The sequence below is a fragment of the Azoarcus indigens genome (genome assembly GCF_004361735.1).
GTDB classification, from domain to species: domain Bacteria; phylum Pseudomonadota; class Gammaproteobacteria; order Burkholderiales; family Rhodocyclaceae; genus Azoarcus; species Azoarcus indigens.
Genome location: NZ_SNVV01000001.1, coordinates 532,181 through 547,467, shown reverse-complemented (window position 1 = coordinate 547,467; position 15,287 = coordinate 532,181). Strand labels below are relative to the sequence as shown.

Annotated in this window: 15 protein-coding genes; 4 read left to right on the top strand and 11 right to left on the bottom strand. The window is 71.0% G+C overall.

Annotated features, from left to right (window positions below):
• Positions 1-86: 86 nt before the first annotated feature.
• On the top strand, positions 87-581 hold the full coding sequence (locus C7389_RS02605) for a lipocalin family protein (protein ID WP_133588030.1): 495 nt from the start codon (positions 87-89) through the stop codon (positions 579-581).
• A 118-nt stretch (positions 582-699) separates the two neighbouring features.
• On the opposite strand, the gene C7389_RS02600 is transcribed toward C7389_RS02605, so the two are convergent.
• The 7 genes from C7389_RS02600 to C7389_RS02570 all read right to left on the bottom strand — a co-directional run bounded on the left by C7389_RS02600 (position 700) and on the right by C7389_RS02570 (position 8,604).
• The gene (locus C7389_RS02600; RefSeq protein ID WP_133588028.1) at positions 700-1,575 is read right to left on the bottom strand and encodes a hypothetical protein; all 876 of its coding nucleotides are present in this window, start codon (positions 1,573-1,575) and stop codon (positions 700-702) included.
• A 138-nt stretch (positions 1,576-1,713) separates the two neighbouring features.
• Positions 1,714-2,592, bottom strand: a complete 879-nt coding sequence (gene eutC, locus C7389_RS02595; RefSeq protein ID WP_133588026.1) for an ethanolamine ammonia-lyase subunit EutC — start codon at positions 2,590-2,592, stop codon at positions 1,714-1,716.
• A 10-nt stretch (positions 2,593-2,602) separates the two neighbouring features.
• Positions 2,603-3,997 carry an ethanolamine ammonia-lyase subunit EutB gene (locus C7389_RS02590; protein WP_133588024.1) on the bottom strand — a complete coding sequence of 465 codons (1,395 nt, stop codon included), beginning with the start codon at positions 3,995-3,997 and terminating at the stop codon, positions 2,603-2,605.
• 24 nt (positions 3,998-4,021) lie between these two features.
• Complete coding sequence (locus C7389_RS02585; RefSeq protein ID WP_133588022.1) at positions 4,022-4,798, bottom strand: DeoR/GlpR family DNA-binding transcription regulator; 777 nt, start codon at positions 4,796-4,798, stop codon at positions 4,022-4,024.
• A gap of 24 nt (positions 4,799-4,822) precedes the next feature.
• Entirely contained in the window at positions 4,823-6,520 is a 1,698-nt protein-coding gene (locus C7389_RS02580) for an ABC transporter permease subunit (protein ID WP_246034593.1), read from the bottom strand.
• 6 nt (positions 6,521-6,526) lie between these two features.
• Positions 6,527-7,534, bottom strand: a complete 1,008-nt coding sequence (locus C7389_RS02575) for an ABC transporter ATP-binding protein (protein ID WP_133588020.1) — start codon at positions 7,532-7,534, stop codon at positions 6,527-6,529.
• Positions 7,535-7,578: 44 nt separating this feature from the next.
• Entirely contained in the window at positions 7,579-8,604 is a 1,026-nt protein-coding gene (locus tag C7389_RS02570; RefSeq protein ID WP_211168159.1) for an ABC transporter substrate-binding protein, read from the bottom strand.
• Between the two features lie 144 nt (positions 8,605-8,748).
• Here C7389_RS02570 and hisN point away from each other — a divergent pair, with 144 nt between their 5' ends.
• From hisN to C7389_RS02555, 3 genes are all read left to right on the top strand, one after another.
• Positions 8,749-9,540 carry a histidinol-phosphatase gene (gene hisN, locus C7389_RS02565; protein ID WP_133588018.1) on the top strand — a complete coding sequence of 264 codons (792 nt, stop codon included), beginning with the start codon at positions 8,749-8,751 and terminating at the stop codon, positions 9,538-9,540.
• 294 nt (positions 9,541-9,834) lie between these two features.
• On the top strand, positions 9,835-11,022 hold the full coding sequence (locus tag C7389_RS02560; protein ID WP_133588016.1) for a PAS domain-containing sensor histidine kinase: 1,188 nt from the start codon (positions 9,835-9,837) through the stop codon (positions 11,020-11,022).
• A gap of 14 nt (positions 11,023-11,036) precedes the next feature.
• Positions 11,037-11,750: a response regulator gene (locus C7389_RS02555; protein ID WP_211168158.1), complete on the top strand. Its 714-nt coding sequence runs from the start codon at positions 11,037-11,039 to the stop codon at positions 11,748-11,750.
• 39 nt (positions 11,751-11,789) lie between these two features.
• On the opposite strand, the gene C7389_RS02550 is transcribed toward C7389_RS02555, so the two are convergent.
• From C7389_RS02550 to C7389_RS02535, 4 genes are all read right to left on the bottom strand, one after another.
• Positions 11,790-13,121, bottom strand: coding sequence for a CmpA/NrtA family ABC transporter substrate-binding protein (locus tag C7389_RS02550; protein ID WP_133588014.1), 1,332 nt, complete (start codon positions 13,119-13,121; stop codon positions 11,790-11,792).
• A gap of 21 nt (positions 13,122-13,142) precedes the next feature.
• Complete coding sequence (locus tag C7389_RS02545) at positions 13,143-13,337, bottom strand: rubredoxin (RefSeq protein ID WP_133588012.1); 195 nt, start codon at positions 13,335-13,337, stop codon at positions 13,143-13,145.
• Positions 13,338-13,363: 26 nt separating this feature from the next.
• Positions 13,364-14,506 (bottom strand): acyl-CoA dehydrogenase family protein, encoded by a 1,143-nt coding sequence (locus C7389_RS02540; protein ID WP_133588010.1) that lies wholly within the window; start codon positions 14,504-14,506, stop codon positions 13,364-13,366.
• Between the two features lie 82 nt (positions 14,507-14,588).
• On the bottom strand, positions 14,589-15,137 hold the full coding sequence (locus tag C7389_RS02535) for an OsmC family protein (protein ID WP_133588008.1): 549 nt from the start codon (positions 15,135-15,137) through the stop codon (positions 14,589-14,591).
• Between the last annotated feature and the right edge of the window lie 150 nt (positions 15,138-15,287).

The following is a 15,287-nucleotide window of genomic DNA, read 5'->3' as shown; positions in this document are numbered from 1 at the left end:
GAGTCATGAGGCACGCTGGCGGGGTTTGCACGGGACGGTGGAAAACAGGCCGCAAGGTCGCTGGGGCGCTTTGCACCAGCCTGCTGATGATGGCGCCGGGGAGCGCAGGGGCGGCGGAGGAAACCCCGCCGGTACAGACGGTGGCGGCGGTGGAGCTGGAGCGTTACCTGGGCAAGTGGTACGAGATTGCCCGCTTTCCGATGTTCTTCCAGCGCAACTGCGTCGGCGACGTCACCGCCGATTACTCGCTGCGCGAGGATGGCCGCATCCGGGTGCTGAACCGCTGCCGCACCGACAAGGGCTTCGACGAGGCCGAAGGGACGGCGCGGGTGGTGGAGGACAGCGGCGGCGCCAAGCTGCGGGTGAGCTTCTTCTGGCCCTTCAGCGGCGACTACTGGATCATCGGCCTGGCGCCCGACTACCGCTGGGCGGTGGTCGGCGATCCGGAGCGCAAGTACCTGTGGATACTCTCCCGCACCCCGGCGATGCCGCTGGACGTGCTGGAGAAGGCCCGCCAGGCGGCGCGCGACCAGGGCTACGACCTCGGCGGCCTGCGCTACACCGAGCAGCGCCTGGATTGAGCCGCGCCCCCGGCGCCCGGCTGCCTGCGGCGGCAGGCGATTTCGGCCGCAATCGGGTGCCGGCCACGGCCGCCCTGGGGCCGTGGCCGGCGGGGAAGGGCTTCCCCGCGGTTGCCGCTCAGCGCAGTTTCTGGCCGGTCGCCACGTCGTACACCGAACCGTCTTCCAGGCTGATCCGGTAGATCTCGCGCAGCACGTTACCGGAGAAGGCGAGTTCGACGATGGAGACGTTCTTGAACGAGGTGGTGATGCCGTCCGGCAGCACCTTGTTGAAGTCCGCCGCCACCTGGTCCATCGAGGCCTGCAGCTGCGGGGTGAACATCGCCATGCTGTAGACCAGCGTGTTGTGCGGGTTGTGGCTGCGCAGCTCCTTGCCGTCCTTGACCACGTTCACGCCGCTCACGCCCACGGTCCGCACCAGCTCCTTGCCGGCGTCGCCCATCTTGGCGTAGACCGGGCCGGTCACCCGCGGCAGCGGGCCGTCGCGCAGCGGCGCGAAGGCGGCGGTGGCGCGGGTGTTGAAGGCCATCATGTTGTCGAAGGCGGGGCCGCTCTTGACGATGCCCAGGTCCAGCCACCAGGGGTGGCCGGCGCCCTTGGCCGCCTCGGTGGTGTAGAAGCCCTTCAGCACCACGCCGTCCAGCACCGGCGGCAGCGCCGGCAGCGCGGCCAGCATCTTCTTCGGCGTGGCCGGGTCGGCGCTGTGGATGTGCACCACGGTGACGTGCGGCAGGTTGAAGGTGTTGGCCTCGGCGTTCAGCCCCAGGCGCAGCAGGTTCTGCTGCAGCGGGGTGGTGATCTTGGCGTCGAGCACGTCGGTGACGTCCTTGGGCAGGCGGTAGACCAGGCCGTAGGTCTTCACATGCTCGCGGAATTCCGGCTTGCCGATGGCGCTGTTGTCGATGCCGGCGGTACCGGTGGGCGAGCTCGCGCAGGCGCCGAGGAAGGCGGCCGACAGCGCGGCGATGGAAAGGGTCCAGGTTCTGCGGTTCATTGGCGGTACTCCATTTCGTCGATTCGGCGAGGGGAATTCCTCGCGCCTTCGGGCATCAAGGCGGCATGGCCGCACCGTCACCCACCTGCGTCACCTCCACTGCCGGGCTGGTCCGCGCCTGCGGTCCGCCGGTCTTGTTTACGGCTTGTCCTGTGTGCCGGTGTCCGGGGCCGAGGCTGCGGCCGGCAGCGCCAGCGGCGTGCCGGCGCCGGGCAGCGCGCCCTCGCTGTTGTCCTTGAGCGCCACGCCGGTGAGGCCGAGGCGGCGTGCTTCCAGGCACAGCCACCACAGCCGGCGCGCGGCCTCGGCGTGGCCCAGCCCTTCCGGGCGGATATTGGAAATGCAGTTGCGCTGGGCGTCGCTGCGGCCAGGCCGGGGCGCCCAGGTGAGGTAGAGGCCGAGGCTGTCGGGCGAGCTGAGGCCGGGGCGTTCGCCGATCAGCATCGCCACCAGGCGGGCGCCCAGCGCCTGGCCGATCTCATCGGCGAGGGCGACGCGCGCCTGGGTGGCGACCACTACCGGGCCCAGCGTCCAGCCGGCGGGCAGGCCGCGGCGGATCTCGGCGACCAGCGCGCGGGCATTGCGCTCGACGGCGAGCGAGGACAGGCCGTCGCCGATCACCAGCAGCAGGTCGCAGCCGGCCGGTCCGGCCTGGGCGCGCAGCGCGGCGGCGCTGTCGGCGGCGAGCTTGCGGCCGAGGTCGGGGCGGGCGAGATAGCTGCCGCGGTCGGCGGCGGCGCTGTGGGCGCGCAGGGTGGCGCAGCCGTCGGCGGCGAGCGCGGCCTGCAGCGCCCCGGCGTCCAGCGCCAGGTGCACCGCGTCGCGCGCCTTGGCGTGGGCGAGGCCGAAGCGCAGCACCTCGGCGGTGGGCAGGCTGGCGCCGGCGCGGCCGAGGGCGAGCCGGGCGGCGGTGTAGCGGCGCAGGTCGGTCCAGGGGTCGGCGTCTATCGCGCCGGGCGCGGCGGTGCCGGCGGCGGACGGTGCGGCATCGGCGGGCGGGGGAGTGCGCTTTTTCATCGGCGGCGCCTCAGGCGGGCAGCGCCAGCCGGCGCAGGGTGCCCAGCGCCGGGTGCGCCGGGCTGAGCGGCAGGGCATGGCCAGCTTCGTCCACCAACTGCATGCGCTGCAGCCAGTCTTCGAATTCGGGGGCGCGGCGCAGGCCCAGCGCCTGGCGCAGGTAGAGGCCGTCGTGGAAAGACGTGCTCTGGTAGTTGAGCATGATGTCGTCCGCGCCCGGCACGCCCATGATGAAGTTGATGCCCGCTACGCCGAGCAGGGTGAGCAGGCTGTCCATGTCGTCCTGGTCGGCCTCGGCGTGGTTGGTGTAGCAGACGTCGCAGCCCAGCGGCAGGCCGAGCAGCTTGCCGCAGAAGTGGTCTTCCAGCCCGGCGCGCAGGATCTGCTTGCCGTCGTAGAGGTACTCCGGGCCGATGAAGCCGACCACGGTGTTGGTGAGCAGCGGCTTGAACTCGCGGGCGACGGCGTAGGCGCGCGCTTCGCAGGTCTGCTGGTCCACGCCGTGGTGGGCGTCGGCGGAGAGGGCGCTGCCCTGGCCGGTTTCGAAGTACATGAGGTTGTCGCCCAGGCTGCCGCGCTTGAGCGACAGCGCCGCCTCGCGGGCTTCGCGCAGGGTGGCGAGGCTGATGCCGAAGGCGGCGTTGGCGGCCTGGGTGCCGGCCACCGACTGGAACACCAGGTCCACCGGCGCGCCCTGTTCGATCATCTGCACGGTGTTGGTGACGTGGGTGAGCACGCAGGACTGGGTGGGCAGCGCGAGCCGGTCGATGATCTCGTCCAGCATGCGCACCAGCCGCGTCAGCGCCGGCAGGCTGTCGCTGGCCGGGTTGATGCCGATCACCGCGTCGCCGGCGCCGTAGAGCAGGCCATCGACGATGGCGGCGGCGATGCCGCGGGCGTCGTCGGTGGGGTGGTTGGGCTGCAGCCGCACCGACAGCCGCCCCGGCAGGCCGATGGTGTTGCGGAAGCGGGTGATGACGCGGCATTTCTGCGCCACCCGCACCAGGTCCTGGTTGCGCATTAGCTTGCTCACCGCCGCTGCCATCTCCGGCGTGATGCCGGGGCGCAGCGCGGCCAGCGCGGCTTCGTCGGCGTGGTCGGAGAGCAGCCAGTCGCGGAAGTCGCCGACGGTGAGGTGGGCCACCGGGGCGAAGGCGGCCGGGTCGTGGCCGTCGATGATGAGGCGGGTGACTTCGTCGTCCTCGTAGGGAATCAGCGCCTCTTCCAGGAAGCGCGCCAGCGGCAGTTCCGCCAGGCACATGCGCGCGGCCATGCGCTCCACCGCGCTTTCCGCGGCGAGGCCGGCGAGCTGGTCGCCGGAGCGTGCCGGGCTGGCCTTGGCCAGCACCTCGCGCAGGTCGGCGAAGACCCAGTTGCGATGGTCCAGGGTGTGACGGTAGGGCATGGCGGCCTCCTCGTTTTCCCGCGCTCAGGCGACGACGACCTCGGGCCCGGCTTTCTGGATCTCGGCCAGGGCGGCGAGCTTGCGGGCGCGGCCGTCGGTCACCAGGGTGTCGATGCTGCCGATGGGGCAGTAGCTCACCCGGCTGCTCTCGCCGATCTTGCTGTAATCGGCGAGGATGATGCGGTGGGCGGCGCGCTCGGCCATGGCGCGGGCAACCCCGGCCTCGCCGTGGTCGAAGCTGGTGGCGCCGTTGCGGGCGTCTATCGCCACCGGCGACAGCAGCGCGAAGTCGGCGCGGTGGCGCTGGATCTCGCTCACCGTGGTTTCGCCGCAGGTGGCGGCGATGCCGGGCGCGAGCCGGCCGCCGAGCACGATCACTTCGTGGCGCTGGCCCATGCTCTCGCCGGCCTGCGCCATGCGCACCGCGATGTCCATGCTGTTGGTGACGATGGTGAGGCCGGACAGCGTCAGCAGTTCCTCGGTGAGCGCCAGCGTGGTGCTGCCGGCGTCGAGGAAGAGGGTGTGGCCGGGCTGCAGCAGCTTCACCGCGGCGCGGGCGATGGCCTGCTTCTCCTTGGCCCGCACCTTCAGCCGTTCGCCGTAGGGCGCCTCGCTGCGGGCGCTGTCCAGCACCACGCCGCCATGCACCCGGCGCAGCCGGCCCATGGCCTCCAGCGCGATCACGTCGCGCCGCACCGTCTCGCGGGAGATGCCGAGTTCGCCCGAGATGCGCTCGGTGGACAGGCTCTTGAAGGTTTCGAGCAGGGCGCAGATGCGTTGGTAGCGTTCTTCTTGCAGCATGTATTCGGGTCTCCGGATCTTGTTCTAGCGAGTGCGGCCGCGGGAGGTCAGCCGGTGCAGCAGCAGGGCCACCGCGCCGACCACCGCCATGATGCAGGTGGAGAAGGCGGCCGCCTGCGAGGTGAAGCCGGCTTCGTCCAGCCGCATCACGGTGACCGCCGACAGTGACCGCTCGGGCGTGACCAGGAAGATCACCGCCGACAGCGTCACCATGGAGCGCATGAAGAGGAAGGCCGCCACTGCCCACAGGGTGATGCGCAGCGCCGGCAGATGCACGTCGGCGAGCAGGCGGCCGACGCCGCCGCCCAGCACCGCCACCGCTTCCTCCAGCTGGGCCGGCACCGCCCGCAGGCCGGTGGCCATCGAGACATAGCCCTGGGTGTGGTAGTGGTAGAAGTTGCACATCGCCAGCAGGAAGAGGCTGCCGTACAGCGCACCCCAGGGCAGCTCCGGCTCGTTGAAGGCGAACACATAGGCCAGCCCCAGCACCAGCCCCGGCACGCCCACCGGCAGGGTGGCGAGCAGGGTGGCGGCCCGCGCCGGCCAGCCGGCCAGCCGGCGTACCGAGAAGGCGAGCAGGAAGAGCAGCAGGGTGCCGGCCGCGGCGGCGATCAGCGACACCGCCAGCGAGGCCCACAGGCTGGCGTAGCCGCCGGACACGGTGATGTCGTAATGCTTGAGGGTGAGGTCCAGCCGGTAAGGCCATAGCCGGATGAAGCCGGCGAGGATCACCGTGGCCACCACCGCGCAGATCGCGCCGGCAATGCCCAGGCAGGCGATCGCGTACAGGCCGTCGCGCCCGCGGGCGATACGCGGCTGCGGCGGCTGGGCGGATTCAGCGCCGATGCCGGCCTGGCGCTGCGCCGCCACCCGCTCTATCCATACCGACAGCGCCGCCGGCAACAGGAGCAGCAGGCCGACCACCGCGCCGATGCCGAAGCGCATCTGGCCGCTCACCTGGTTGTAGATCTCGGTAGCGAGCACCGCGAAGTCGCCGCCTATCACCACTGCATTGCCGAAGTCGGTGATGGTGACGGTGAACACCACGAAGCCGGCGCTGAGCAGGCCGTAGCGCATGCCGGGCAGGGTGATGTCGCGGAACTGGCGCCAGGGTGTGGCGCCCAGTACCTCGGCCGCCTCGTACTGGCGGGCATCGGCGCAGCGCAGTGCGGCGCGCAGGATCAGCACCGCCTGCGGCAGCGCATACAGCACGTCGGCGATCAGCAGGCCGTGGAAGCCGTAGATGTCGGGCCGTATGCCCAGCAGCTGGCCGACGATGCCGTTGCGGCCGAGGATGAAGATGAGGCCGAGGCCGAGCACCAGCGAGGGCGCCAGCAGCGGCAGTGTCAGCGCCGCGGCGACGAAGCGGCGGCCGCGCATGCAGGTGCGGTCCATGCCGTAGGCCAGCACGAAGGCCAGCAGCAGGGTGATGGCGGTGGTGGCCACGCCCAGCCCCAGGCTGTTGCGGGTGGCCTGCCACACGCCCGGCGTGTCGAGCAGCGCCAGGTAGTTGCCGAAGCCGATGCCGCCGTCGTCCTGCATCAGGCTGCGCCAGGCGATGAAGCCCATCGGCAGGGCGAAGAACAGCAGCAGCGCGGCCAGCGGCAGCCACAGGCAGGCGCGCATCAGCCAGCGGTCGGCGGCGGCGAGCGGCGCGGCGGTCATCGGCTCTTCCTCCCCGCTCGGCAGGGCGCGTTCATCGTGGCGCTCATGCCCGCTCATGCCCGCTCATGCCATTACCCAGGCGCAGTCCTGCGCGGCGATGTCCACCGACACCGGGTCTCCCGGCCGGAGCGCGAGGGCGGAGGACACTTCGGCGAGCAGTTCGCGACCGCGCCACTCCAGCCGCACGCGCTTGAAGTTGCCCATGAAGGCCACCTCGACGATGCGGCCGCCGCCTGCCGCGCCGGGGGTGAGCGCGATGCGCTCCGGCCGCACGCAGGCGGCGCCGGCCGGCCCCAGGTCCGCCGGCATGCCGGCGAGCAGCGAAGGGGCGGCGTGCTGCAGCCAGTCCGGCGTCAGCAGGTTGCTGTGGCCCATGAACTCGGCGACGAAGCGGGTGCGCGGCTGCTCGTAGAGTTCCTGCGGCGTGCCGCTCTGTTCGATGCGGCCGCGGTTCATGCACACCACCCGGTCGGCCAGCACCATGGCCTCGTCCTGGTCGTGGGTCACCATCAGCGTCGGGATGCCGAGTTTGCGCTGGACTTCACGCAGTTCGCCGCGCAGTTCCGCGCGCACCCGCGCATCCAGCGCCGACAGCGGTTCATCCAGCAGCAGCAGGGCGGGATCGACCGCCAGCGCGCGGGCAATCGCCACCCGCTGCTGCTGTCCGCCGGAGAGCTGGCCGGGGTAGCGCTCGCCGAAGCCGGCCAGCTTCACCGTGGCCAGCAGGCCGGCGACCCGTTCTGCGATCCGCGCCGGCGCGACGCCGCGGATGGCGAGGCCGTAGCCGACGTTCTGCGCCACCGTCATGTGCGGAAACAGCGAGTAGGACTGGAACACGATGCCGAAGCCGCGCTCCCGCGTCGGCACGGCGGCGAGGTCGCGGCCGTTCAGGCGGATGCTGCCGCGGTCGGCGGCGAGCAGGCCGGCGATGATGCGCAGCAGCGTGGTCTTGCCACAGCCGCTGGGGCCGAGCAGGCAGACGAACTCCGCGCCGTCCAGGGCGAGGTCGATGCGTTCGAGCGCCACCTGGCCGGCAAAGCTCTTGTGCAGGTTGCGGATCTCCAGGGACATGGCGGCTGTTTCCGGGGCGGGGTCGGTATGAAAGGTGGCGCCGCTCAGCGGCCGATCTGCTTCTGCCAGGTGGCCAGCGTCGCATCGCGCTCGCGCGCCGAGCGGGCGAAGTCCATCGGGAACAGCACCCCGGACAGGTCCGCCGGCAGCCCGGCGGCGGTGGCGGCCCTGGAGCGCGGCGTGCCGGGGATGGTCACGATCTCCTTGTAGCGGGTGTACAGCCCGGCGGCCTGGGGCGAGAGCGTCCAGTCGAGGAAGCGTTTGGCGTCGGCCTTGTTCTTCGACGACTTCATCAGGCCGGAGGCCTCCAGCTCGTAGCCGGCGCCGTCGCTGGGGATGACCATCTTCAGCGGGTAGCCCTCCTCGATGGACTGCATCGCCGCGAAGGCGAGCGAGATGCCGATGGCGAATTCGCCGGCGCGCGCCGCCTTGCAGGGCCGCGAGCCGGACTTGATGTATTGCGCCACGTTGCCGTCCAGCGCCTTCAGGTACTTCCAGCCGGCCTCGGCGCCCATGCCCTGCAGCAGCGCAGCGATCTGCAGGTAGCCGGTGCCGGAGGACACCGGGTTGGGCATCGCGATCTCGCCCTTGTAGATGGGCTTGGCCAGGTCCTGCCAGGAGGTCGGCAGCGGCAGCTTCTTCGCCGCCAGGATCTCGGTATTGACGCAGAAGGCGGCCATGTAGCCGGTGGCGGCGAACCACTTGCCGTCGGCCGCCTTGTCCTTGGCCGCCAGCGCCTCGCTGCCTCTGGCGGCATAGGGTTCGAGCAGGTCGAGGATGCGCGGGTCCAGCAGGTTGGTCAGCGCCCAGCCCCAGATCACGTCGTGGCGCGGGTTGCCGGCCTCCGCCAGGATGCGGGCGCCGAGATCGCCGGTGGACAGCCGCAGCACCTTGATGTCGATGTCGGGCAGATCCTTCTTCGCCGCGGCGACGTAGGCCTTGATCTCATCCTCTTCCAGCGCGGTATAGGCCACCAGGGTGCCGGCGGCGGCCGGCAGCGCGGCTAGCCCGGCGAGCAGGCCGAGGGCGAGGCGGATGGAGCGGGAACGGGCGGGACGGTGGCTGCGCATCTCGATTCCTCCACAGCGGCGGGTCGCTGTTCAAACTGGTGCAGGCAGTGGGCCCGACACACCAAGCTTGTGCATTAATGGGTAAATGTGCATAGTTGAGGCAATTTATAACACGTTTTTTTCGGGAATGTGACAGGAGTGCGCATGAATGCACAAAACAGCACAGATATCCTCGCCGCCCATCTGCCGCTGGCCCACGCCCTCGCCGATGAGGCGCGCATCCTGGCGCTGCGCCTTTTCCGCACCCGGCTGGATGTGGCTATCAAGGCGGACGACAGCCCGGTCACCCTCGCCGACCGCGAGATAGAGGCGGCGCTGAGGCGGCGGCTGGCGGCGGCCTGCCCCGCCCACGGCATCTTCGGCGAGGAGCAGGGTCGTCAGCATCTGGATGCCGAGTATGTGTGGGTGATAGACCCGATAGATGGCACCAAGAGCTTCATCACCGGCTCGCCGCTGTGGGGCACGCTGCTGGCCCTGCTGCACAAGGGCCGGCCGGTGCTGGGGATGATGGACATCCCCTTCACCGGCGAGCGCTGGTGGGCGGTGGCGGGCGAGCCTGCCCGCTACCAGGGCGAGCCGGCGCGCAGCAGCGACTGCGCGGCACTGGCCACGGCGCGGCTGTACGCCACCTCGCCGGACGTGTTCACCGGCGAGGACCAGGCGCGCTTCGCCCGGGTGAGCGCGGCTGTGGCGCTGCGCCGCTTCGGCGGCGACTGCTATTCCTACGGCCTGCTCGCCAGCGGCCATGTCGATCTCGTTGTCGAGGCCGGCCTGCAGCCTTACGACTACCTTGCGCTGGTGAACATCATCGAAGGCGCGGGCGGCGTCGTCAGCGACTGGCAGGGGCAGCCGCTGGGGCTGGGGTCGGACGGGCGGGTAGTGGCCGCCGCCACGCCGGCCCTGCATGCGGAAGCACTTGCGCTGCTGGGTGCCTGAGCGCTGCAGGGAAAGGGGGGCCCCGGCTGCCGCGCACTGCCCTGGGGTGTGGCGCGGGCGCAGTGCACACATCTGGTGCCCCGCCAGGGCAGGGCGGAGAGAGGCCCAGCCTGAGCGGAAGCTGAACGGCCGCCCCGGCTGGCGGGGGCCTTCGCTGTTGCCGGCGCGGCCCGCGCATCCGCTCCGCCGTGGCAGGCGACGGCCGCCGCGCGCCTCCACCGCCTGTTCCCGCAGGCCGGTGGCCGGGCCGGCACTTTTCTTGCGCGGGCTCCGGGGTCTCATGCGGAGCCCCCGATGTTCGCCGACCTTCACCAGCTGTCCCACCACGCCGCCTGGCGGCGCCAGCTCGAGATGCTGCTCGAATCGGCAGGCGAAGGCATCTACGGCATCGACCTGCGCGGCCGCTGCATCTTCATCAACCGCGCCGGTGCCGAGATGCTGGGCTACAGCGCGGACGAGGTGCTGGGCCGCAACATGCACTACCTCATCCACCACTCCCATGCGGACGCAGCGCTGATGCCGGTGCACGACTGCCGCATCTTCAAGGCCTTCAAGGAGGGCCAGGGCTGCCGGGTGGAGGACGAAGTGCTGTGGCGGCGCGACGGCAGCGCTTTTCCCGCCGAATACGCCTCCTACCCGATACGCGATGGTGAGGCGGTGGTGGGCGCGGTGGTCACCTTCACCGACATCACCGAGCGCAAGCGCACCCAGGCCGCGCTGCAAGTGGCGCATGCCGAGCTGGAGCGGCGGGTGGCCGAGCGCACCGCCGAGCTGTCCACCGCCAACCTGCAACTGCGCCAGGCCCGCGACGGCCTGCGGCGGCTGTCGGCGCACATGAATTCGGTGCGGGAGGAGGAGCGCGCCCACATTGCCCGCGACATCCACGACGACCTCGGTGCCTCCCTCACCGCCATGCAGCTGGAGCTGAACTGGCTGCGCCAGCGCCTGGATGGGAGGGTGGATGGACAGCCGGACCGGCAGCCGGAGATGCTGGCCCACATCGATGCCGCGCTGGACATCGGCGCCACCGCCATGGGCGCCGTGCGCCGCATCCTCAACGACCTGCGCCCCGGTGTGCTCGACCATCTCGGCCTGTGGGCGGCGCTGGAATGCCTGCTGCAGGACGTGCAGGCGCGCGGCGGCCTGCGCTGCAGCTTCGTCTGCCCGCCGGCGGTGGAGCGCTGCCGGCTGGGGCGGGAGGCGGAGATCGCCGTCTATCGCATCGTCCAGGAAGTGCTCACCAACGTGCAGCGCCATGCCGGTGCCGCCCGGGTAGCGCTGCTGGCGCGGGCGCTGGACCGCGACCTGGTGATCGCGGTGGAGGACGACGGCTGCGGCATGCGGGTGCCGGCCCAGCCCACCAGCTTCGGCCTGCTGGGCATGCACGAACGGGCGCGCGCCATCGGCGGCGAGCTTTCGATAGACAGCGAGCCGGGGCGCGGCACCGTGGTCAGCCTGCGCCTGCCCGGCGTGCTGGCCTGAGCGGGGGACCGGACATGGACGAGCGGATGGCGGAAGACCGCAGCAGGGAGCGCCGGACGATGGACGGCCGCGCGACGAGCCGGAGCACCGGCGGCATCCGGGTGCTCATCGTGGACGACCACATGATCATCCGCCGCGGCCTGGCGCAGATCCTGGCCGGCGACGGCCGCATCGGCGCGGTGAGCGAAGCGGAGGACGGCCCCGCCGCGCTGCGGGCGCTGCGCGCAGCCGGCGCCGACGTGGTGCTGCTCGACATCGCTCTCGGCGACCGCGACGGCCTGGACGTGCTCAAGGCCATGCGTGGCGAGTTTCCCGCCACCGGCGTGGTGATGCTGTCGGTGTATCCGGAGACGCAGTTCGCGGTGCGCTCCATCCGCGCCGGCGCGGCCGCCTATCTCAACAAGGGCTGCTCGCCGGAAACCTTGTTCGCCGCCATCGCCAAGGTGGCCGGCGGCGGCGTCTACATCACCCCGGAGATCGCCGAGCTGCTGGCCCGCAACGTGCGCGCCGACGAAGCCCGGCCGCCGCACGAAACCCTCTCCAACCGCGAGTTCCAGGTGCTGAAGCTGCTCGCCCAGGGGCGCTCGGTATCCGAGATCGCCGAGCAACTGTCGCTGTCGGTGAACACCATCTCCACCTACCGCAGCCGGGTGTTCGACAAGCTGGGCGTGCGCAGCATGGTGGAGCTGCTGACCTACGCCGCCCGCCAGGACCTGCTGCCGATGTGAGCCTGGCGGTGTGGGGCGGCGGGTGCCGCCCCTGCCGCTTCAGGCCTCCGGCCGCTCGGGGTCGAAGGTCTTGCCAAGGATGATGTGCTTGCGGTAGTTGCTGGCCGGGACCTCGTAGCCGAGTTCGGCCATGCGCTTGCGCGCATCGGTGGCGAGAAAGACCTGTTCGGCCACCTGGCGGTAGTCGACCTCGCCCTTGAGGTAGCCCCAGCGCTTCATCTGGGCCAGCATCCACACCGCCATCGATTGCCAGGGGAAGGGGTCGAAGTCGATGCGGCCGGGTTCGTTGCGCACCTTGCCGAGGCCGTCGGCGAAGCGGCCCAGCAGGACCTGTTCCAGCACCGTGGCGGGCTGGTTGAGGTAATTGGGGCCGGCGATGGCCTCGGCCACCGCCTTGCGGTTGTTCATGTCCGAGCAGTGCAGGGTGGAGGTGACGATGGCGCGGAACAGGGCGGAGAAGGTGTTGGGCTGCTCGCGGGCGAAGCGGGCGGTGGCGGCGAAGGCACAGCAGGGGTGTTTGTCCCAGATCTCGCTGGTGAGGGTGTGGATGTAGCCGACGCCGTCGAACACCGCGCGCTGGTTGAAGGGTTCGGCGACGATGAAGCCGTCGATGTTGCCCGAGCGCAGGTTGGAGACCATGTCCGGCGGCGCCATCACCCGCAGTTGCACGTCGCGGTCCGGGTCCAGGCCGTGGGCGGCGAGGAAGTGGCGCAGCAGGAAATTGTGCATGGAGTAGTCGAAAGGGATGGCGAAACGCATGCCTTTCCAGCTCTTCGGGTCCTGCTTGTCCTTGTGCTGGATGCCCAGGGTGATGGCGTTGCCGTTCACGTTTTCCAGTGCCGGCATCACCATCGGCACCGGGCTGGCGCCCAGGCCCAGGCTGATGGCCAGCGGCATCGGCGACAGCATGTGGGCGGCGTCGAATTCGCCGGCCAGGGTCTTGTCGCGCACCACCGCCCAGCCGGCGGTCTTCATCAAGGACACGGTGAGACCTTCGCGGGCGTAGAAGCCCAGCGGGTCGGCCGCCACCAGCGGGGTGGCGCAGGTGATGGGGAGGAAGCCGATGTTGAGCTCGCGCTTCTCCAGCGGGCCGCGTTCCAGCGCCAGCGCGGTGGCGGCGCCCAGGGGGAAGAAGGTGGACACCGCGGCGAGCGCGGTGCCCGCGCCCACGCTCTTGAGGAAGCGGCGGCGCAGCGCGTCGTCGGGGAACAGCGCGCGCATCACGCCGGCCTGCACCGCGCGGCTCAGGGCTTGTTCGGCGTCGGCGGGCGGGGCGGCGGCGGCGTCGTGCTCGGCCTGGCTGCGGTGATGTCCGCAGCTGCACCCGTGCAGGGTGCGGTCGGGGTCGAAAGGGTCGTCGAAGGCGGCCATCGCGTCGTTCTCCGTGGGGGATCAGAATTCGAGCGCTTCGAAGTCGCCCTTGCCGACGCCGCACTCGGGGCAGTACCAGTCGTCGGGGATGTCTTCGAAACGGGTGCCGGCGGCGAGGCCGTGCTCGGGCATGCCTTCGTCTTCGTCGTATACCAGGCCGCAGGTGCGGCACAGCCATTGGCGGGCGGTGGTGGCGGTGGGAGGTGGAGTGGTCATCTGCGGGCTCTCGGGCGGGGGATGGGTCAGGCGGCGGCGGGCGCGGCGGCCGCTTCGAGGCGGGCGATTTCGCGGCGCAGGTGTTTGATCGCAGGAGTGACGATGGCGACGAAGTAGGCTTCGCGCAGGCGGCGTTGTGCCGGGTTGCGCATCAGGTAGCCGCGCGCGCCTTGGTGCAGCATGGCGGCATTGGCCGCGCGCAGCGCGAGTTCGCCGCCGGCGGCGCGCAGGCGCAGGATGTCGGGGACGATGTCGGCCTGCGGGTTCCCGGCCAGCGCGGCGGCCAGGCGGCGGGTGGTGTCGGCGGCGCTGGCGATGGCCAGCTCGATGTCTTCCACCTGGTCGTCGAGGTAGCGGTTGACGTGGGCCAGGTTGCGGTTGGCTTCGTGCATCAGCGCCGCGCAGCCGGCGGCCAGGCCCAGGCCCATGCCCATCTGCGCCAGGATCATGCCGGGCTTGATGCGGCGCAGGTAGGCGCGGCCCTCGTCCGGGTGGGCGAGCACGGCGGCGTCGGCGATGAAGCTGGCCTTGAAGTGGCAGGCGAGGGTGCGGGTGCCGTCGAGGGCGGCGAAGTGGGCGCAGTCCACCAGCCGGACGGCGTCGGCGGCGCAGTCCACCAGGAAGAACACCAGCTTGCCGTCTTCGGCCGGGCAGCCGGTGATGAAGACATGGTCGGCGCCGAGATTGGAGACCCAGGGCAGCACGCCGTCGATCAGGTAGCCGCCGGCCACGCGCCGCGCGGACAGGCGGAAGGCTTCGATGCCGTCGGCCGATTTCATCGTGTTCGACAGGCCGGTGCCGGCCATGACCGCACCGCTGGCGATGCGCGGTAGCCACGCTGCCTTGGCGGCGGTGTTGTCGGAGAGCTGCAGGTAGCGCGCGGCGGCGCTCTGGCACCACACCAGGAAGCCGGTGGACAGGCAGTGGCGCGAGGCCGCTTCCATGACCTGCACGGTGTGCCACAAGCCCAGGCCGTTGCCGCCGTACTCGGGCGCCACCACGCCGCCGAAGCCGCCGAGGGCGCCCAACTGGCGCAGCAGTTCGGCGGGGTAGGCGGCTTCGCGGTCGATGCTGGCCACCAGCGGCGGCAGTTCGCGGTCTATGAGGGCGCGCAGGGCGCCGAGCTCGCCGCTGGCGGACGGGGTTGCGGGGGCTTGGGTCGTGGGCATGGGGTGTCCTCCGGCGCCGCGCTGCGCGCCGTTGCTTGGCAGGAGAGGAGCGGACCGCTGGTGGCGGTCCGCACGGGCGGGGTCAGGCCAGGGCCACCGTCATCGGGATGGGGTTGCGGAAGCTGTTCGCCACCGGGGAGAAGAAGTTGGCGTGGCGCACGATCTCGTCCAGCGCTTGGGGGCTGGCGTCGCCCTCCACCACCACCTTCACCCGCACGGCCTGGAAGCCCATGGCCTCCGGGGTTTTCTCGGCGCCGCCGGCGCCCCAGGCGGCGGGGTTGCCGATGTCGCCTTCGAGGAATAGTTCCAGTCTGTGCAGTTCCACCTGCTTCCACGTGGCCACCGCCTGGATGCCGACCGAGAGGCAGGCGCCGAGCGCGGCGAGCAGCACTTCGGAGGGGGCCGGGGCGGTGTCCTGGCCGAACAGGTGCAGCGGTTCATCGACCACCACCGGCGCGTGTTCGCCGACGTAGCTGAGGTTGCGGAACTGGCCGTCTGCCACGGTGTGGACCTTCATCGTGCCCTGGGCGCAGGGGTTGCCGCGGCCCTTGGCGGCGAAGGCGAGCAGGCCGTCGCGGTCTATGGGCTTGAGCTGGGTCTTGACGGTGGTGGGGGCGGCGACGTCGTTCATCCTTGATCTCCTTCCAGTTCGTTTGGGCCAGGCCCGGCAGGCTGCCGGGCAGGCAGGGCTTGCCGGGGTCTCATTGCAAGCGCGGTGCCAGTCGCCGGCTGGAGGAGAAAAGGGCTGCTGTTTCAATGCATTGTGGAAAGGTCCGTGGTG